The sequence below is a fragment of the Variovorax raffinosi genome (assembly GCF_051216615.1).
GTDB lineage: Bacteria > Pseudomonadota > Gammaproteobacteria > Burkholderiales > Burkholderiaceae_C > Variovorax.
The window spans coordinates 333,533-350,904 of sequence record NZ_JBPJZR010000007.1; the positions used below are offsets into that span (position 1 = coordinate 333,533).

15 protein-coding genes are annotated in these 17,372 nt (G+C 64.7%); 1 reads left to right on the forward strand and 14 read right to left on the reverse strand.

Annotation, left to right across the window (positions count from 1 at the left end):
* Window positions 1-41: 41 nt before the first annotated feature.
* The 3 genes from ACSFB7_RS22180 to tssI form a co-directional block, all read right to left on the reverse strand.
* Window positions 42-962: a 2-hydroxyacid dehydrogenase gene (locus tag ACSFB7_RS22180; protein WP_435473979.1), complete on the reverse strand. Its 921-nt coding sequence runs from the start codon at window positions 960-962 to the stop codon at window positions 42-44.
* A gap of 151 nt (window positions 963-1,113) precedes the next feature.
* Entirely contained in the window at window positions 1,114-1,797 is a 684-nt protein-coding gene (locus ACSFB7_RS22185) for a hypothetical protein (RefSeq protein ID WP_435473981.1), read from the reverse strand.
* A 4-nt stretch (window positions 1,798-1,801) separates the two neighbouring features.
* Window positions 1,802-4,621: a type VI secretion system tip protein TssI/VgrG gene (gene tssI / locus ACSFB7_RS22190; RefSeq protein ID WP_435473983.1), complete on the reverse strand. Its 2,820-nt coding sequence runs from the start codon at window positions 4,619-4,621 to the stop codon at window positions 1,802-1,804.
* A gap of 249 nt (window positions 4,622-4,870) precedes the next feature.
* On the opposite strand from tssI, the gene ACSFB7_RS22195 reads away from it, so the two are divergent.
* Window positions 4,871-5,185 (forward strand): EthD family reductase, encoded by a 315-nt coding sequence (locus ACSFB7_RS22195; protein WP_435473985.1) that lies wholly within the window; start codon window positions 4,871-4,873, stop codon window positions 5,183-5,185.
* A 9-nt stretch (window positions 5,186-5,194) separates the two neighbouring features.
* Here the strand turns inward: ACSFB7_RS22195 and ACSFB7_RS22200 are convergent, their stop codons facing one another.
* The 11 genes from ACSFB7_RS22200 to ACSFB7_RS22250 form a co-directional block, all read right to left on the reverse strand.
* Window positions 5,195-5,803, reverse strand: a complete 609-nt coding sequence (locus ACSFB7_RS22200; RefSeq protein ID WP_435473987.1) for a hypothetical protein — start codon at window positions 5,801-5,803, stop codon at window positions 5,195-5,197.
* 1 nt (window position 5,804) lies between these two features.
* Window positions 5,805-6,431: a glutathione transferase gene (gene yfcF / locus ACSFB7_RS22205; RefSeq protein ID WP_435473989.1), complete on the reverse strand. Its 627-nt coding sequence runs from the start codon at window positions 6,429-6,431 to the stop codon at window positions 5,805-5,807.
* A gap of 44 nt (window positions 6,432-6,475) precedes the next feature.
* Complete coding sequence (locus tag ACSFB7_RS22210; RefSeq protein WP_435473991.1) at window positions 6,476-7,432, reverse strand: DUF4349 domain-containing protein; 957 nt, start codon at window positions 7,430-7,432, stop codon at window positions 6,476-6,478.
* Window positions 7,433-7,491: 59 nt separating this feature from the next.
* Window positions 7,492-9,498 carry an acetyl/propionyl/methylcrotonyl-CoA carboxylase subunit alpha gene (locus ACSFB7_RS22215; RefSeq protein WP_435473993.1) on the reverse strand — a complete coding sequence of 669 codons (2,007 nt, stop codon included), beginning with the start codon at window positions 9,496-9,498 and terminating at the stop codon, window positions 7,492-7,494.
* Window positions 9,491-10,165 carry a DUF4126 domain-containing protein gene (locus tag ACSFB7_RS22220; RefSeq protein WP_093246565.1) on the reverse strand — a complete coding sequence of 225 codons (675 nt, stop codon included), beginning with the start codon at window positions 10,163-10,165 and terminating at the stop codon, window positions 9,491-9,493. The genes ACSFB7_RS22215 and ACSFB7_RS22220 overlap by 8 nt, the downstream gene beginning before the upstream one ends.
* Window positions 10,166-10,178: 13 nt before the next feature.
* Entirely contained in the window at window positions 10,179-10,682 is a 504-nt protein-coding gene (locus ACSFB7_RS22225) for an SMI1/KNR4 family protein (RefSeq protein ID WP_435473995.1), read from the reverse strand.
* A 4-nt stretch (window positions 10,683-10,686) separates the two neighbouring features.
* Window positions 10,687-11,484 (reverse strand): enoyl-CoA hydratase/isomerase family protein, encoded by a 798-nt coding sequence (locus ACSFB7_RS22230; protein WP_435473997.1) that lies wholly within the window; start codon window positions 11,482-11,484, stop codon window positions 10,687-10,689.
* Window positions 11,481-12,638 carry a dienelactone hydrolase family protein gene (locus tag ACSFB7_RS22235; RefSeq protein WP_435473999.1) on the reverse strand — a complete coding sequence of 386 codons (1,158 nt, stop codon included), beginning with the start codon at window positions 12,636-12,638 and terminating at the stop codon, window positions 11,481-11,483. The genes ACSFB7_RS22230 and ACSFB7_RS22235 overlap by 4 nt, the downstream gene beginning before the upstream one ends.
* A complete protein-coding gene (locus ACSFB7_RS22240) occupies window positions 12,638-14,263 on the reverse strand; it encodes a carboxyl transferase domain-containing protein (RefSeq protein ID WP_435474001.1) in 1,626 nt (541 codons plus the stop codon). The genes ACSFB7_RS22235 and ACSFB7_RS22240 overlap by 1 nt, the downstream gene beginning before the upstream one ends.
* Window positions 14,260-15,939, reverse strand: coding sequence for an AMP-binding protein (locus tag ACSFB7_RS22245; RefSeq protein WP_435474003.1), 1,680 nt, complete (start codon window positions 15,937-15,939; stop codon window positions 14,260-14,262). Before ACSFB7_RS22245 ends, ACSFB7_RS22240 begins: the two co-directional genes overlap by 4 nt.
* A 154-nt stretch (window positions 15,940-16,093) precedes the next feature.
* Complete coding sequence (locus ACSFB7_RS22250; RefSeq protein ID WP_187112401.1) at window positions 16,094-17,266, reverse strand: isovaleryl-CoA dehydrogenase; 1,173 nt, start codon at window positions 17,264-17,266, stop codon at window positions 16,094-16,096.
* Between the last annotated feature and the right edge of the window lie 106 nt (window positions 17,267-17,372).

Genomic DNA, 17,372 nt, shown 5'->3' on the forward strand with positions numbered 1-17,372 from the left:
CGAGAAACCGCCCCAACGGCGGCCAGTAACGCAGTACCGCGTCAGTACCCGCGCACAGGATCGACCACACCGCTCACAGGCAGCCCCTGCTCCATCGCACGGATCTTCCCGGCGATCTGCGTGATGGACTCCTCGCGCAGCGTGCGCGCCGAGCCATGCGGCGTCACCGTGATCTTGGGATGCCGCCAGAAGGCATGTTCAGACGGCAGCGGCTCGACCTGGAACACGTCGAGCGTCGCGCCCGCGAGTTCGCCGGCATCCAGCATCGGGATCAGTTCCTCTTCCACCAGATGGCCGCCACGCGCGATGCTGATGAGGTAACCCTCGGACTTGAGTTTGCCCAGCGTCTTGCGATTCAGGATGCCGCGCGTGGCCTCCGTCAGCGGCAGCAGGTTGACCAGCACGCGCGTGGACGACAGGAACTCGTCGAACTGCGCTTCGCCGCTGAACACCTGCACGCCATCGATCGCCTTGGCCGACCGGCTCCAGCCCAGCACCGGAAATTCGAACTGCGCCACAGCCTTCGCCACGCGCTCGCCGAGCACGCCCAGCCCCATGATGCCCACTGGAAAGTCGCGCCGCAGCTTCGGCTTGCGATAGCTCCAGCGGCCTTCGCGCGCGTCGGCTTCGTAGACATCGAACTCGCGGAAATGACGGATCAGCGTGTGGCAGACGTATTCGGCCATCTGCACCGACATGCCGGCATCGTCGAGCCGCACGATGCGCGTGTGCGCCGGCACCTTGAGCTTGAGCAGCGCATCGACGCCCGCGCCGATGTTGAAGAGGCCACGCAGCTTCGGCTGCTCGTCGAGAAACTGCTGCGGCGGCGCCCAGACCACGCCATGGTCGGCCTGGGCCGCGCCGGGCTTCCAGGCTTCGATGACGGCATCGGGGAGTTCGGCCTGCAGGCCTTCGATCCAGGGGTCTGGGCGGTTGTCGGTGAGGTAGACGGTGATTCGCATGGAGTGAATCATAGTTTTCGCAGGTGACCGCATTCACTCTGAGCGTCACAGTGGTTCGACCATCCGTGGCCTACGGTCATCGCACACGCTGCCCGGTAGAAACGGCGCCTCTCGCATTAGAAAAAGGGCTCTCCCCGACGAAGGTCACTGCTCAATCCGCAAATTCAATGCTGCGAATGATCTTCAGGGCATAAGGCGTGAGGTCACCCTTGAGGCCGTCCTGCCTCTGACCCACATGCCCTTCACCGCACAAGGCCTTTGGCGGACGGACGAGACAGAACGACAAGAGGACCGGGCCTGCACCTTGCGCCCTCATGTCGGATTTTCCAGGGAGCGTTCCGGCATCCGTTTGTGTGCTGTCGATGATTGCGTAGCCGCTGGAGTTCGTGGCTTTCAGTTGGATCAGTTTGTATTTGGCGCCGTACCAGCGGTACAGCCATCGCTCCTCACGCTGAGTTTCTGCGCGGCCGATGATTCGACTCCAATCCAGAATCCACTGCCCTGTGTATGGATCGGGCGCAGACATACCATGGAATCCTACGCGGCTGTCGTCGCTGGAAATGCAGATCCAACTGAGCTTCAGTTCTTTCAACGAGGATGGGGCGGGTGGTGGAATTTTTGTGTACCGTCCTTTCGACGGCAATCCACTCTCAGCTTCTCCGCGATAGAAGTCGACAAGCCGAATATCGCAGCCAGGTCCCATGTTGATCCGGCGGATGATTGGTGAATCGGGCTCTGAAATTTGAGCCATGGAAGGCATGAAAGCCATTGCCAGGAGCAGTCCGGCGAGAAGCTGTGCAGCCGAAGCGGATCGCTTGCATGAGTAGAGTGTCATCCGCTTATCTTCTGGGCACGTTTGTCTCTGGAAATTCCAGTGCGGTGTTTCCTGCCGCGCTTGGAAATCGAATTTCTGTCAACACCGCCAACGCATAGCCATAGGCAACACAGCGGGCATCGAAGCCGTTGATGCCGGTGTAGTTGGTTCTGTTGACTGCGCCCGGTAAGTTAACTGTTGCGGAAGCCCGCCAAAAAGCGGAACTGCGGTAGTACATCCTGGCGCCTTGGTCTGTTTGGATAGGGACGCGTTCCAAGGTGTGTACGGCGTCCGCCTCCATGGACATGATGTTCTTGGCCCAGTAGTAGCCCGCGCTATCAGCGGGAGCAAACACATCTTCCGGCATTCCGGAACGGCCGGTCATTTCTGCGCCGACATGCGAACGCCATTCGCGCATTTGCGCAGTCAAGGCCGGGAAATTCGAGTCCTGCAATCCTGCGTTGCTACGCCTCGCCGGAGGCGTTCCTGCAACGGCCTGGTATGCCGCCACCAACGCGGCACGTAGCGACTCAGGGACTGTTCGCCCGCGATATCGCCAGTAGTCAATATAGTTGCCTGGATTTGTTAGCTGCAAGAATCCGCGGCCGTACCAAGGGGCATACCAAAGCGTCGACCCCGAGCCCTCGGCCAACAGCGCCCACCATTGAGTTTCCTGTATGGAGTTGCCGAAAAAAGATGCTCTGCGCAGCGGAGTATCGACGCCCCATTTGCGCAGTGTGATGTTCAATGGCGTGCGGTGATTTGCAATAGTTGCATTTCGGGCCCCATTCAGCCTGATTGGCTCCCACAACAGAATGCGCCTGTTGTCCAAACGCATGGCGTACTGCGGCAGCAACTGCCGAAACTCCCCTTCGCTGAGCCACGCGCACTTTCTGAAGTGATTGACAAACGCTCTTGGATGGAAGTGCCAGTGCTTGATGGTCAGTCGCGCCTTGTCTTCCTCGGGCAGTTCTTCCCAGAAGCACAGCTTTTGCGCGAAGTCCGTCATCTCCGTGAAGTCGGTCTCGTCCTCCAGCGGATACGGCATGTAGGGATTGCCGCTCTTTCTCGTCCACATCCAACGCTCGCGCACCTGGTCCTTGGCCCATTCGGTCGGAAACTTGCAGATGGTTTTGGTCAGCCTTTCTTGCACCTCGGACCTGCACAAGTTTTGCATCCGGTCGGCTGCCTTCTGCGCTGGGGTGGGCACCACGGTCGCGCCTGCCAGCGACGGGGAGGCCAACATCGCATCAATCATGGCGGAATCGCACCGGCTGTCGTTGTCGATGGCGCTGTTGCCGCCTTCGCTCGTGAGCGTTCTGGATCGAAAGCCGCTGAGCGCCGACTGGCCCGGCAGCGCCCAGGGCGGCTGGTTGGCCTGGTTGTGAACCCTTCCTGTGCACAGCGGCAGGTCCGGGTCCCCGCCGATGAAGCTGACGATCACCTCCTGCCCGATGCGGGGGATGTGGGTCGCCCCGAGCTGATTGCCCGCCCAGGGTGAGCTGACCCTGACCCAGCAACTGCTGTGGAGGTTCTTCTGCCCGATGCGGTCCCAGGGGAACTGGACCTTGATGCGACCGTACTCGTCGGTCCACAGGTTCTGTCCTTCGGGGCCCACGACAAGGGCGGTCTGGGGGCCCTTGCACACGGGCTTGCGCCGGGTCAGTGCGGGGCGCAGGGGCTCCTTGGCCGGGTGGGCGGTGAAGTCGACGTTCACCCGCCAGCGCTGGGCACGATCGAGCACTGCCTCCTTGTTCTGACTGTCCTGGGCCACGTCTTCGATCAGGAGATGGGTGTCCAGGACAAGGTAGTCGGTGTTGGCGGAAGCGCGGGGGTGCCCGGCCAGGCTGAAGGTGCGGCCCGGCACCATGCCCCGCAGGTGGCCGCTGGCTTGGGCACGGCTCCCATGGGTGCGCAGGGCCTGCATGCGCAGCAAGGCCAGGTGGCGGCCTTCTTCCTGCGGGTTGTTGGCCCCCGTGCTGCCGGCCCGGGGCTGGGCGTAGTGGCTGCCCGAGGCGGGGTGGTGCCACTGGTAGACCTCGCCATCAGATTGGCCTGTGGAACGGGGATCCCGGTGGCCGGCGCTCAGGTTGGCCCTGGGGCGGGTGTAGTCGTAATCCTTCGTCGCGTAGCGGCCACTGGTCAGGCGATGGGAGGGCACGAAGCTGTGGATGTACTCGGCATCGAGCTTCCAGCCGGGCGCGTGGTACTCGACTTCACGGTAGATCGCACTGTCTTGCGGCCGATAGGCACCCATGGCATCGCACAGAACCAGCCGGTGCTTGCCCTCCGAATGTTCGAAGTGGTAGCTGATGCCCCATTCCTGGCTCAGGCGACTGAAGAAGTCGAAATCGCTCTCGTTGAACTGGGTCTGGTAGTCGCGCACCGGGTAGGTCTCGAACAGGCGCTTGTCGACGGGAAAGGCATAGCCGGCCAGCAGTTCATCGAGGATCTCGACCACTGTCTTGTTCTGGAAGATCTTGCAGTCGGTGCGCAGGGTGGCCAGATGCAGCCAGGGGCGCAGCGTGAGCTTGTACTGGACATGCCGCCCTTCCTCGCCCCACATGCCGGCATCGGTGATCAGGGCGTTGATCTGGCGGGCAGAGCCGCCATCGAGCTTGATCGAGCAAGCGATCTCCCGGCCGATGAATCCATCCAGATCGAAGTCCGCAGCACCCGAGGCGCCGAGGTTCAATGCATCAGGGGTCTTGAGGAGAAGCTCGTAGGCAAAGAGGCTGTCGAGCCCTTCGTGCCCCGACAACCGCACGGGCTCCAGCGCAGGCAGTCCAAGAACAAGAGGAATCGCGGGGGAACGAACAGAGAGTGTGCGCGAGGCATTCGACATCGGCGACCTGTGTGACAGCAAGAGGTCGCCGCAGTCTTGACGCAATGCCCCGCGGACACTGCAAACAATGGTCAAACCATCGCCTCGTTCAGAAAAAACCTGAGGCCCTCGCAAAAGAATTCACAGAGCTGGTCGCTGATCAATCAAATGAGCGAGCTGCGACCACCTTGCCTCCGTTCGCCGCAATTGCTTGTGCCTGCTCTGTGGTTCTCCTATGCTCGAACGCCGAAAACCAGGAGACCGACACCCATGATCAAGTTCAGCGTGATGTACCCCTACGCGGCCGACGCCCGCTTCGACCACGACTACTACCGCGACAAGCACATGCCGCTGATCAAGGCGCGCATGGGCGACGCCTGCCTCTCGTACACCATCGACAAGGGCCTGGGCGGCGGCGCGCCGGGCTCCCCGCCCACCTACATCGGCATCTGCCACGTGTTCAGCGAATCCCTCGAAGCCTTCCAGAAGGCGTTCGGGCCGCACAGGGAAGAGATCAGGGCCGACGTGAAGAACTACACCGACATCGTGCCGGTGGTGCAGTTCAGCGAAGTGATGGTGGGATAACAGTGCGCGTCAGCTGACCCACGCCTGCTCAGTGGCGAGGACGCGCCATATGCCGAATCGCCTGTGCAGCAGCACGAAGAAACCCGTGCCTCTCATCATGCCGCCTGAGATCGACATGAAAAAGAGCGCCTGAGTCGAGCGCTCGTCGAGGCCTGCACGCGATAGGCGAACGAGGCCGCCCGCCTCCGGATACGCTTTGTAGAACTTGATCCATCCCTGCCCGCCGGCCGCTTTGAAAATGCGATCGAGCTCAACCTCTTTGGCCATCTGCAATCGAATGTTCCTGTGCGCCAGATGTAGAGGTATTTGCAGTGCGGAATCAACGGCCAACACGCGAATGAAATCATCGATCACAGCGTCCGTCGCCTGTGGCACCACCTTCTTGAGGCCCTCCTTGTCGGGACTGGAAGGCAACATCGCATCCGAAGCTGTTGCTGCTGTCAGAGCAACGACCAGTGTCTTCAGTGCACGCTCGCCGGGCTCCAAGGTATTCAGGTATGCCACGATGGCCTCCCCCTCGAGCGATCGCATCGACTGGCTGAATGCAGGTGCAGCGAAGAGCGTGCCAGCAAGAGTGGCAAGCACGAAACGCCGATTCGAGCCGCTTGCGTGAGCCATCTCAGAGCGGCGGACGCACTTGCCGCACCCATCGCTGAACAGAGGGCCGCTGCCACTGCCGGCCCGCGTACGACGCCAGCCTTTGCGGCACGGCGTCGCCATTCAGCACCAGCCTGTTGAGCATCAGCGCCAGGTCCACGTCCGCGATGGACCATGCGCCGAACAGGTTCTCCGCATCGGCGGGAAGCAGGGCTTCCGCAAAGTCGAAGAGCGTCTTCGCCGATGCCTGCGCGGCAGCGGACAGCGGCGCGCTCGAAGGCTGGTAGAACACCACCTCGGTCGCACGCTCCTGCCGGATCGGCATCAGGTCGCTGCGAAGCCAGGCCTGCAGCTGGCGCGCCCTTGCCCTGCTTTGCGGTTCCGACGGATACAGGGCCGTGCCGGGAAAGACTTCGTCGATGTACTCGGTGATCGCGGACGACTCCGACAGCGCGAAGTCGCCATGCAGCAACGTCGGCACGCGCTGCGTCAGCGACAGGTCCGAGAAACCGCTCGCCCGGTGTTCGAGCGCCCCAAGATCGACCGTCGACATCTCGAACGGCAACCCCTTTTCATGCAACGCCACGAACACCGACATGGCATAGGGGCTCGCGAACTGGGCATCCACATAGAGACGAAGCGGGTCCATCAAGGCAATCTCCTGCAAGTTAATGACGGACCCGGTTGTGATCCTCAGGCGATCTTAGAACGGCGACGGCGCCACAGCATCCGCACCAGCCAGCCGAACGGCAGCACCACCAGCAACAGCCACGGCAACACAGCCGCCAGGAAGGTGATGAGCACGCCCACGCTCTCGGCCAGCACCGATCCCGCCTGGCGCAGCGCATTCATCATCGGGTTGTAGCTGCGGCCGCCCTGCACCAGCACGCGAGTCGTCGTGAACTGGATCTGGATGTGCTGCTTGCTCGTCTGCTGCTCCAGCACCTTGCGCTGCGTGGCGCTGCTGTCCAGCTCGGCCTGCGTGTCGGCCAGCGTGCGCTGTATTTCGAGCAGGTCGGACATGTCGCGCTTGGTCGTCTTGTCGCGCAGCATCAGGCGCAGGCTGTCGCGAAACTCGGTGCGGTTCTTGATGCGCGCCTCGACGTCGATCACCTCCGAGGTCTTGTCTTCGCTGGTGGTGTTCTGCGACACCACCTTGGCCACGCCGGCCAGGCCGTTGAGCAGCTTGTCGACGTCGGCGGGTTCCACGCGCATTTCGAGCATGGCCTTGCCGACCTGCTGCGGGGTCTCACGCAGGAGGGACGACGACAGCAGCTCGCACTTCAGCGTGTCGCACAGATCGCGCACCTTGCCCCATGCGTCGGGCAGCTGCTCGGACGGCACCTCGACGTTCAGTTCCTGCCGCACGGCAAGGTAACGCTGGAATGGCGTCTGCTGCGCCTGGTCGGCACTCGCGGGTGCGGATTCGGCCTGCGGCATCGCAGCGCGCACGCGGGCTTCCTTCTTCGCCATGCCGCCATAGCCAGCGGCGGCCTGCATGGAGGATGGGGGCGGTGGCGCGCCAGCCGATTCGGCATCTCTCTTCTGGTTGCAGCCGGCGATGGAGAGCGCGGCCACCAGGGCCAGCAGGACGACGCCCGTGCGATGACGGGCGAATCGGGACGAAACAAGAGGCTTGCGATGCGGCATGAGAATCCCTTTGAAAGAATGACTACCGCAGCTGATACGGGCCAGGACCCGCAACGGGGTTAAGCCGTTGCCGTGGCCATTCGCAACAATTCGTCGCCTTCGGCCACCTGCTCGCCAGGAGCGAACATGAGTTCTTCCACGGTGCCGTCTGCGGGCGCTGCGATGGTGTGCTCCATTTTCATCGCCTCCATCACCGCCAGCGGCTGGCCGCGGCTGACCTTGTCGCCGGCCTTGACCGCAAACGACACGACCTTGCCCGGCATCGGCGCCGTGAGCCGCCCGCCTTCGGCCTGCGTGTCACCCGCATGGGCCAGGCGGTCGATGGCAGTGATCTTCGTCGCGCCCTTCGATGCGAACACATGGGCCGTGGCGCCGTCCAGGTGCACGTCGAGCGTCTGGCGGTTGCCCGCGAACTCGACCTCGAACTCGCCCGAGGGGAACTGGCCGATGACCAGCAGGCCTTCCACGCCGCCGGCTTCGAGCCAGAGGCTGCCGTCGCGCTTGTAGGTCAGCAGGGCGATCTGCTCGGCGCCGCGAAACTCGAAGTCGAAGCGGCGCAGGTACTCGCCGTGCGAACGCCAGCCGTCGCGGCGCGCAAAGGGGTCGGGCATCTTCTTCGCGGGCCACTCGGTGATCAGCGTGCGCGTGATGGCTGCCGCCGCCGCCAGCGGCAGGCCCAGCGTTTCGCGGTCGAACAGCACGGCGCGCTCGCGCTCGATGAGCGCGGTGTCGAGATTGGCCTTCGAGAACGACTCCGTCGCGAGAATGCCGCGCAAGAATTGAACGTTGGTCGACACGCCCACGATCTGCACCTGCGCCAGCGCGGCATCAAGGCGGGCCAGTGCTTCTTCGCGCGTGCTGCCGTGCACGATCAGCTTGGCGATCATCGAGTCGTAGAAGGGCGATATCTCGCCGCCCTCGCGCACGCCGTCGTCGATGCGCACGCGGCTGCGCTGGAAGGCCGTGGCCTGCGGCTTGCGGTACACACGCAGCGTGCCGGTGGCGGGCAGGAAGTTGTTGTCGGGGTTCTCGGCGCAGATGCGCGCCTCGATTGCATGGCCGTGGATCTTCAGGTCGGCCTGCTTGGCGGGCAGCGGCTCGCCCGAGGCCACGCGCAGTTGCCACTCGACAAGATCGAGACCGGTGATGGCTTCAGTCACGGGGTGTTCCACCTGCAGGCGCGTGTTCATCTCCATGAAGAAGAAGTTCATCTCGCCGCCTTCGCGCTGCTCGACGATGAACTCGACCGTGCCCGCGCCCACATAGTTCACGGCACGCGCCGCGGCCACGGCGGCATCGCCCATCTGCTTGCGCATGGCCTCGGTCATGCCGGGCGCGGGCGCTTCTTCCAGCACCTTCTGGTGGCGCCGCTGCACCGAGCAGTCGCGCTCGAACAGGTAGACGTAGTTGCCTTGCGTGTCGCCGAACACCTGGATCTCGATGTGGCGCGGGCGTTGCACGTATTTTTCGATCAGCACCGCGTCGTCGCCGAAGCTGTTGATGGCTTCGCGCTTGCATGAGGCTAGCGCGGCAGCAAAGTCCTCGGCCTTGTCGACCGCACGCATGCCCTTGCCGCCGCCGCCGGCGCTGGCTTTGATGAGCACCGGATAGCCGATGCGGTCGGCCTCGCGCTGCAGCAGCGCCGGGTCCTGGTCGTGGCCGTGGTAGCCGGGCACCAGCGGCACGCCGGCCTTTTCCATCAGTTGCTTCGACTCGGCCTTCAGGCCCATGGCCTTGATGGCCGAGGGCGGCGGGCCGATGAAGACCAGTCCGGCTTCGGCGCAGGCGCGCGCGAACTCTTCGTTCTCGCTCAGGAAGCCGTAGCCCGGGTGCACCGCTTCCGCGCCCGTGGCCTTGGCGGCTTCGAGGATCTTTTCCCAGCGCAGGTAGCTGTCTTTGGGCGCGCTGCCACCGATGTGCACCGACTCGTCGCAAGCGCGCACGTGGTTGGCATGCGCGTCGGCATCGGAGTACACAGCGACGGTGCGAATCGCCATGCGACGGGCAGTCGCGGCCACTCGGCAGGCGATCTCGCCACGGTTTGCAATCAGGATCTTCTTAAACATTCGGAGTGTCTCCCGGAGGATTCTTTTTCAGTTGAAACGCGGGCACCACGCCCGGATCGGGTCGGCCGCTGAAGATGCGGGCCACGCGGCCGAACAGCGCCTTGAGGAAACGCCAGCTCTTGCGGATGAGCCACACGCTCGCCACAAGCACCAGCACGAACAGCACGAGAAAAACGAAGGGATGCGCCACCGCGAGCCACAGCCCCGCGGGCACCATCGTGTCTTCGACCAGGGAAGCGCCCACGTTGGAGAACGGCTCGGGCGAGGTGTTGATGGCCGCGCGCGTGGTGGCCTTGGCCGCATGCGCCGTGGCCGCGAAGCCGCCGCCCACCAGCGCCGCCACGATGGCCATCACGCCATGGTCGGCACCGAAGACGCTGGCCGCCAGCGCGGCGCCGGCCGGGATGCGGATGGCGGTGTGCACCACGTCCCACAGCGAATCGAGGCCGGGGATCTTGTCGGCGAAGAACTCGATGAACACCATGAAGCCGCTCGCCGCGATCACCACCGGATGCGCCAGCAACTGCAGCCCGCTGGGCAGCGGCACCCAGCCGAAGTAGCCGACGATGCCGGTCAGCAGCACGACCAGGTAAAGGCGCACGCCGCTGGCCCAGCCGATGGCGGCGGCCAGTGCGATGAGCTGGGGCATGTCGAGGCTGGTGTTCATGAGTGATGAGCCCTCAGGAAATCTCGAGCGTTCCGGCTTCCATGGAAGCCACGAGGTCCGCGAGCCAGGCCTGCACCGAGGCGTGCTCGACCGGCCGGTCTTCGTCGGCTTTCCAGAAGGCGATCAACTGGCCCGGCTGGCCGCCGCCCTCTGCATCGATATCGACGCACAGGTAGCTGCCGCCGCCGTTCGACAGGAACGGCACCCAGCCGCGCCGCCATGTGGCGGGGTCTTCGAAGTCGAAGCCGATCATGCCGTCGAGCATCTCCTTGGTGTCGGCGATGTCTTCGAGCGACGAGAACATGCGGTTGTCCTGGAAGCTGTCGAAGCTGCTGTCCGGCTGGCCGTTGCGCCAGCAATAGAGCGCGCGAAAGGCCTCGGGCAGCTTCAGCGAGAACTTCGCCTCGAAGGCGTCGAGCTGGGCATCGCTCACGCCCGGCTGAAGCGCGGCGCGATACCCGGCGCGATTCTCGGCCAGCCAGGCATCCATGCGTTCGATCAGCGGGCGGTGCGGCATGGCGTCAGGCCTTCGCTTCCAGCCACGATGGCTTGCGCTTCTGCAGGAAGGCCTGCACGCCTTCACGGCCCTCTTCGCTCGAACGGATGTCGGCGATGCCTTCGACCGTCTTCGCGATCAGCGCATCATCGATCTCGCGGCCGGCCACGTCGGCAATCAGTTGCTTGCAGGTGCGCACGGCGGCGGGGCTCGCGCCGGTCAACGCCTTCAGCAGTTCGCCGACCTTGGCATCGAGCGCATCGGCCGCCACCACTTCATGCACGAAGCCGACGCGGTGCGCCTCGGCGGCGGTGAAGCGTTCCGCCGTGAGAAAGTAACGCTGCGAAGCCCGCGTGCCCATCGCGCGCAGCACATACGGGCTGATGGTCGCGGGCACGAGGCCGATCTTGACTTCGCTCAGGCAGTACCAGGCGGTGTCGACGCTCACGGCCATGTCGCATGCGGCCACGAGGCCCATGCCACCGGCGTACACGTCGCCCTGCACGCGCGCGATGGTCGGCTTGGGGCACTCGGCGATGACGCGCAGCATCTCGGCCAGCTTGCCCGCGTCGGCGATGTTCTCGTCACGGGTGTAGTCGGCCATGCGGCGCATCCAGTTGAGGTTGGCACCCGCGCAGAAGGCCGGGCCGTTCGCGCCGAGCACGATGGCCTTGACCTGCGGCGCGGCGCCGGCTTCGGTGAAGGCGCGCGTCAGCTCGGCGATGACGATGTCGTCGAAGGCGTTGCGTGCGTCGGGCTGGTCGAGCCAGATGCGGGCGACCGCGCCTTCGATCGTCAGTTGCAGCGTGGTGTATTCGTTCATGGTGTCGGGTTCCAGACGACCTTGTCGTCGACGGCGTAGAGGTGGCACTCACCCGCAGTGGCCTTGCGGGCGCAGCTTTCCATCGCACGGCCCATGGGGTCGTCGCCGCCCCAGGCGGAGCCCCAGCCGCCTTGTGCATTGGCGGCGAAGGCCCGTGGCGATGTCTTGGTGAGAAAGACGCGGTAGCCGCCCAGCGAGGCGGCGCTCTGGTCGGGCACGCGATCGACTGCGTCGAGCGGCGCAAAGCCGCTGGCCGGTGGCGCGGCCGCCACCGCATAGCGTGCGAACTCGGGCAGGGGTTGGTCGGGCAGGCCGATCTCGCGCAGGAAGCTCGCCACTTCCGGCTGCCAGATGGGCGCGCCCGCGGGAGAGCCGAACATGGCGTGGGAATCGCCGCCGAAGGTTCCGAAGGCCACCAGCTTCGCCTGGCCGCCGGCCGCCACATAGCTCTCGTGCATGCCCTTCCACGCGAAGGGCGGAAAGTAGCTGTCGTTGTCGCCGTAGAACCAGAGCGAGGGCGTGCGCGTTTCCTTGCCGTAGGTGCCGGCCGCGCCGATCAGGCCGTTCTGCCACGCCACGCAGTTCTCTTGACGCAGGCCGCCGGCGAAATCGACCAGCCCCTTGACGCCGGGGTAGTGCAGCGTGCCGAAGGCCAGCGTGGTCCAGCCGCCGTGCGACTGCCCCACGACCACGATGCGCGACTTGTCTGCCCAGGGCTGCGCGACCACGTAGTCGAGCACCGCCGTCACATCGCCGGCCTGCTCGCGGCCATTGCTCTCGATGTTGCAGCCACCACCGATGTAGCTGCCGGTGGATTTGGAAAAGCCCTGCCGCATCGGCACGACCACCGCATAGCCGCGCGAGAGAAAGAAGCGCACTGCCCCCAGCGGCTTGTAGCGCGCCTGGAACCTCGGGTCGCCATTCGCCTTGCCATGGTTGATGACGGCGATGGGAAACGGGCCCGTGCCCTCGGGCACGTAGAGCGTGGTTTCAAGTTCGGTCGTGAACAGCCCGCCCTTCTTCGGCACCATCACCACCGACTCGGGCAACGTGGCCGCCAAGGCCTGCGCGCACACCGCCAGCGCGGCCAGGCCGAGGGCTGCCGCCATCTGCCTGACGCCCGTGCCGAAGAAGTGCGCAAGCCGCATCGCCATCACATCCGGAAGATGCCGAACTTCGGCTCAGGAATCGGCGCGTTGCGCGCGGCCGCCAGGCCCAGCGCCAGCACGCGGCGTGTGTCGGCCGGATCGATGATGCCGTCGTCCCACAGCCGTGCGGAGGCGTAGTAGGGATGGCCTTGTTCTTCGTACTGCTGGCGCAGCGGCGCCTTGAAGGCTTCTTCCTCTTCCTTGCTCCAGGTGCCGCCCTTGAGTTCGATGCCGTCGCGCTTGACGGTAGCGAGCACGCTCGCGGCCTGCTCGCCGCCCATGACGCTGATGCGCGCGTTGGGCCACATCCAGAGAAAGCGCGGGCTGTATGCGCGGCCGCACATGCCGTAGTTGCCGGCGCCGAAGCTGCCGCCGATGATGATGGTGAACTTGGGCACGTTGGCAGTGGCCACGGCCGTCACCATCTTGGCGCCGTGGCGCGCGATGCCTTCGTTCTCGTACTTGCGGCCCACCATGAAGCCGGTGATGTTCTGCAGGAACACCAGCGGGATCTTGCGATGGCAGCACAGCTCGATGAAGTGCGCGCCCTTCTGCGCCGACTCCGAAAACAGGATGCCGTTGTTGGCGATGATGCCCACCGGCATGCCTTCGATCTCGGCGAAGCCGCAGACCAGCGTGGCGCCGAAGCGGGCCTTGAATTCGTGGAACTCGCTGCCATCGACGATGCGCGCGATGATCTCGCGCACGTCGAAGGGCTTGCGCGTGTCGGTGGGGATCACGCCGTACAGCTCTTCGCGCGGGAACTCGGGGGCGCGCGCAGTTGAAGTCGCCGCCGGCTCTGAAGCGGCCTTGGCATTGAGGTTCGCCACCGCCGTGCGCGCGAGCGCCAGCGCATGCAGATCGTTCTGCGCCAGGTGATCGGCCACGCCCGACAGGCGCGTGTGCACATCGCCACCGCCCAGGTCTTCGGCCGTCACCACTTCGCCCGTGGCCGCCTTCACGAGCGGCGGGCCGCCCAGGAAAATCGTGCCCTGGTTCTTCACGATGATCGACTCGTCGCTCATCGCCGGCACATACGCGCCGCCCGCCGTGCACGAGCCCATGACCACCGCGATCTGCGGAATGCCCTGGGCGCTCATGTTGGCCTGGTTGTAGAAGATGCGGCCGAAGTGGTCGCGATCAGGGAACACCTCGTCCTGGTTCGGCAGGTTGGCGCCGCCCGAGTCCACGAGGTAGATACAGGGCAGGCGGTTCTGCTCGGCGATCTCTTGCGCGCGCAGGTGCTTCTTGACGGTCAGCGGGTAGTAGGTGCCGCCCTTCACCGTCGCGTCGTTGCAGACGATCATGCAGTCGACACCGTTCACGCGGCCGATGCCGGTGATGATGCCGGCGCCCGGCGCCGACTCCACGCCCTTGCCGTCGAGGTACATCGCGTGCGCGGCCAGCGGCGCGATTTCGAGGAAGGGCGTGCCCGGGTCGAGCAGCTCGGCCACGCGGTCGCGCGGCAGCAGCTTGCCGCGCGCGGTGTGCTTGGCGCGCGCGGCCTCGCCGCCGCCCTGCTCCACTTTCGCGAACTGCTTGTGCAGGTCGTCGACCAGCGCACGCATGGCTGCCGCATTGGCCTGGAAGTCCGCCGAGCGGGCGTTGAGTTTGGTTTCGATTTTGCTCATGCTGTCTTTTCTTGCTTGAGGCCGAGTTGCTCGGTCATGGCATCGCGGATCTTGAATTTCTGGATCTTGCCGGTCACCGTCATCGGGAATTCGGTGACGAACTGGATGTACTTCGGCACCTTGTAGTGCGCGATCTGGCCTTTGCAGAAGTCGCGGATCTCGGTGTCGGTCGCACTCTGGCCGGGCTTGACGATGATCCAGGCGCACAGCTCTTCGCCGTACTTCTTGTCGGGCAGGCCGACCACCTGCACGTCCTGCACCTTCGGGTGGCGGTACAGGAACTCCTCGATCTCGCGCGGGTAGATGTTCTCGCCGCCGCGGATCACCAGGTCCTTGATGCGGCCGACGATGTTGACGTAGCCCTCGGCGTCCATGGTCGCCAGGTCGCCGGTGTGCATCCAGTGTTCGGCGTCGATGGCTTCGCGCGTGCGCGGCTCGTCTTCCCAGTAGCCGTGCATCACCGAATAGCCGCGCGTGCAGAGTTCGCCCGACTGGCCCGGCGGCATGATCGCGCCGGTCTCGGGGTCGATGATCTTCACTTCGAGGTGCGGCTGCACGGTGCCCACGGTCGACACGCGGCGGTCCAGCGGCGTATCGGTGCTGCTCTGGCAGCTCACGGGGCTGGTCTCGGTCATGCCGTAGGCAATGGTGATCTCGCCCAGGTGCATTTCGCTGACCACGCGCTTCATCACCTCGATGGGACACGGCGAGCCGGCCATGATGCCGGTGCGCAAGGTCGAGAGGTCGAACTCGTTGAAGCGCGGATGGTCGAGTTCGGCAATGAACATCGTCGGCACGCCATGCAGGCCGGTGCACTTCTCAGCCTGCACAGTCTCCAGCACGGTGAGCGGATCGAAGCCGTCGTTCGGGTAGACGATGGCCGAGCCGTGCGTGAGGCACGCCAGGTTGCCCAGCACCATGCCGAAGCAGTGGTACAGCGGCACCGGAATGCACAGCTTGTCGATGGGCGACAGCTTCATGCATTCGCCGATGAAGAAGCCGTTGTTCAGGATGTTGCGGTGCGTGAGCGTCGCGCCCTTGGGAAAGCCCGTGGTGCCGCTGGTGAACTGGATGTTGATGGGGTCGGTGGCCTTCAGCGTCTTCTGGATCTGCGCGATGCGCGCATCGGCCGCATCGCCGCTCGCGAGCAGCTGGCTGAAGCGCTGCATGCCCGGCTCTTGCACATCCGCAGCCGCCTTGCCGTCGATCCAGAAGGTGTGCTGCAGCAGCGGCAGGCGCTTGGGGCCCAGCTCGCGCAGCATGCCCAGGTAGTCGCTGGTCTTGAACTGCGCCATCGTCACCAGCGCCTTGCAGCCGACCTTGTTGAGCGCGTACTCCAACTCGGAGGTGCGGTAGGCGGGGTTGATGTTGACGAGGATCAGGCCGACCTTGGCGGTGGCGATCTGCATCAGCACCCACGGCACATTGTTGTGCGACCAGATGCCGACGCGGTCGCCGGGCACGAGGCCGAGGTTCAGCAGCGCGCTGGCGAGCTTGTTGGATTCGGTCTGCAGTTCACGGTAGGTGAAGCGCAGGCCTTCATGGCGGCTGATGAGCGCTTCGCGCTCGGGTTGCTTGGCAACCATGTCGTCGAAGAAGTCGCCGATGGGTTGCTCGATGAGGGGGACGTCGATGGCGCCCTTGCCGTAGCTTTCGGTCAATGCTGCTGCAGTCATTTCCAATTCCTTCCTTGTCTCCGTGTGTCTTGCTCCTTCCCCTTCCGGGGGAAGGTTGGGATGGGGGCAAGCAGCGCTGGTTGAATGCAATGCCTCATCGAACGCCGCGAGCCCCCGCCCCTGCCCTCCCCCGGAAGGGGGGGAGAAAAACAGCTCAGGCCGTCTCAGCGAAAAGCTCGCGACCGATCAGCATGCGTCGGATCTCGCTCGTGCCCGCGCCAATCTCGTACAGCTTGGCATCGCGCCACAGCCGCTCGACCGGAAAATCCTTCGTGTAGCCCACGCCACCCAGCGCCTGGATGGCTTCGCCGGCCATCCACGTCGCCTTCTCGGCCGAGTAAAGAATCGCGCCGGCCGCATCCTTGCGGAAGGTGCGCGCATGGTCGTTGCGGTCGCAGGCCTTGCCCACGGCGTATACGTAGGCGCGCGTGGCCTGCCACGTCGAGTACATGTCCGCCAGCTTGCCCTGCATGAGCTGGAACTCGCCGATGCTCTGGCCGAACTGCTTGCGCTCGTGCACGAAGGGCAGCACCGCGTCCATGCACGCGGCCATGATGCCCAGCGGGCCGCCCGACAGCACCGCGCGTTCGTAGTCGAGGCCGCTCATCAGCACCTTGGCGCCCAGGCCTTCGCCGCCGAGCACGTTCTCTTCGGGTACTTCGCAGTTGTCGAAGAACAGCGGATACGTGTTGGAGCCGCGCATGCCCAGCTTGTCGAGCTTGGTACCGGCGGAGAAGCCCTTGTAGTTCTTCTCGACGATGAAGGCCGTCATGCCACGCGCGCCCATCTCGGGTTCGGTCTTGGCGTAGATGACCAGCGTGTCGGCGTCGCCGCCGTTGGTGATCCACATCTTGCCGCCGTTGAGCACGTAGTAGCCGTTCTTCTTCTCGGCCTTGAGCTTCATGCTCACCACGTCGGAACCGGCGTTGGGCTCGCTCATGGCCAGCGCGCCGACATGTTCGCCGCTCACCAGCTTGGGCAGGTACTTCTTCTTTTGCGCGTCGCTGCCGTTGCGGTGGATCTGGTTCACGCACAGGTTGGAGTGCGCGCCGTAAGACAGGCCCACCGAGGCCGAGGCGCGCGAGACTTCTTCCATGGCCACGATGTGCGCCAGGTAGCCCAGCTCGGTGCCGCCGAACTCTTCCTTCACCGTCATGCCGTGCAGGCCGAGTTCGCCCAGCTTCTGCCAGAGGTCGTGCGGGAACAGGTTGTCGCGATCGATGTCGGCCGCGCGGGGGGCGATCTCGTTCGCGGCAAAGTCCTGGATCGCGCTGCGCAGCGAGTCGATGGTGTCGCCCAGGTCGAAGTTCAGGCCGGGATCGTGCATGTGGGTTGTCTCCTCTGAAGGGGTCGGCGCGCAGTGCTACCCGCGCTGGATGGCGCTTGAAAGATCGCAGCTTACGCCTCGTGGCGCCGCAATTGGCGCCACAATG

What these genes read in the sequence shown, in the direction of transcription:
- ACSFB7_RS22225 (WP_435473995.1), bottom strand. Translation starts at nt 10,682, where the DNA reads ATGCCGCACCGCCCGCTGATCGAACGCATGGATGCCTGGCTGGCCGAG.
- ACSFB7_RS22240 (WP_435474001.1), bottom strand. Translation starts at nt 14,263, where the DNA reads ATGAGCAAAATCGAAACCAAACTCAACGCCCGCTCGGCGGACTTCCAG.
- ACSFB7_RS22185 (WP_435473981.1), bottom strand. Translation starts at nt 1,797, where the DNA reads ATGACACTCTACTCATGCAAGCGATCCGCTTCGGCTGCACAGCTTCTC.
- ACSFB7_RS22250 (WP_187112401.1), bottom strand. Translation starts at nt 17,266, where the DNA reads ATGCACGATCCCGGCCTGAACTTCGACCTGGGCGACACCATCGACTCG.
- yfcF (WP_435473989.1), bottom strand. Translation starts at nt 6,431, where the DNA reads ATGGACCCGCTTCGTCTCTATGTGGATGCCCAGTTCGCGAGCCCCTAT.
- ACSFB7_RS22215 (WP_435473993.1), bottom strand. Translation starts at nt 9,498, where the DNA reads ATGTTTAAGAAGATCCTGATTGCAAACCGTGGCGAGATCGCCTGCCGA.
- ACSFB7_RS22230 (WP_435473997.1), bottom strand. Translation starts at nt 11,484, where the DNA reads ATGAACGAATACACCACGCTGCAACTGACGATCGAAGGCGCGGTCGCC.
- tssI (WP_435473983.1), bottom strand. Translation starts at nt 4,621, where the DNA reads ATGTCGAATGCCTCGCGCACACTCTCTGTTCGTTCCCCCGCGATTCCT.
- ACSFB7_RS22195 (WP_435473985.1), top strand. Translation starts at nt 4,871, where the DNA reads ATGATCAAGTTCAGCGTGATGTACCCCTACGCGGCCGACGCCCGCTTC.
- ACSFB7_RS22200 (WP_435473987.1), bottom strand. Translation starts at nt 5,803, where the DNA reads ATGGCTCACGCAAGCGGCTCGAATCGGCGTTTCGTGCTTGCCACTCTT.
- ACSFB7_RS22245 (WP_435474003.1), bottom strand. Translation starts at nt 15,939, where the DNA reads ATGACTGCAGCAGCATTGACCGAAAGCTACGGCAAGGGCGCCATCGAC.
- ACSFB7_RS22220 (WP_093246565.1), bottom strand. Translation starts at nt 10,165, where the DNA reads ATGAACACCAGCCTCGACATGCCCCAGCTCATCGCACTGGCCGCCGCC.
- ACSFB7_RS22235 (WP_435473999.1), bottom strand. Translation starts at nt 12,638, where the DNA reads ATGGCGATGCGGCTTGCGCACTTCTTCGGCACGGGCGTCAGGCAGATG.
- ACSFB7_RS22180 (WP_435473979.1), bottom strand. Translation starts at nt 962, where the DNA reads ATGCGAATCACCGTCTACCTCACCGACAACCGCCCAGACCCCTGGATC.
- ACSFB7_RS22210 (WP_435473991.1), bottom strand. Translation starts at nt 7,432, where the DNA reads ATGCCGCATCGCAAGCCTCTTGTTTCGTCCCGATTCGCCCGTCATCGC.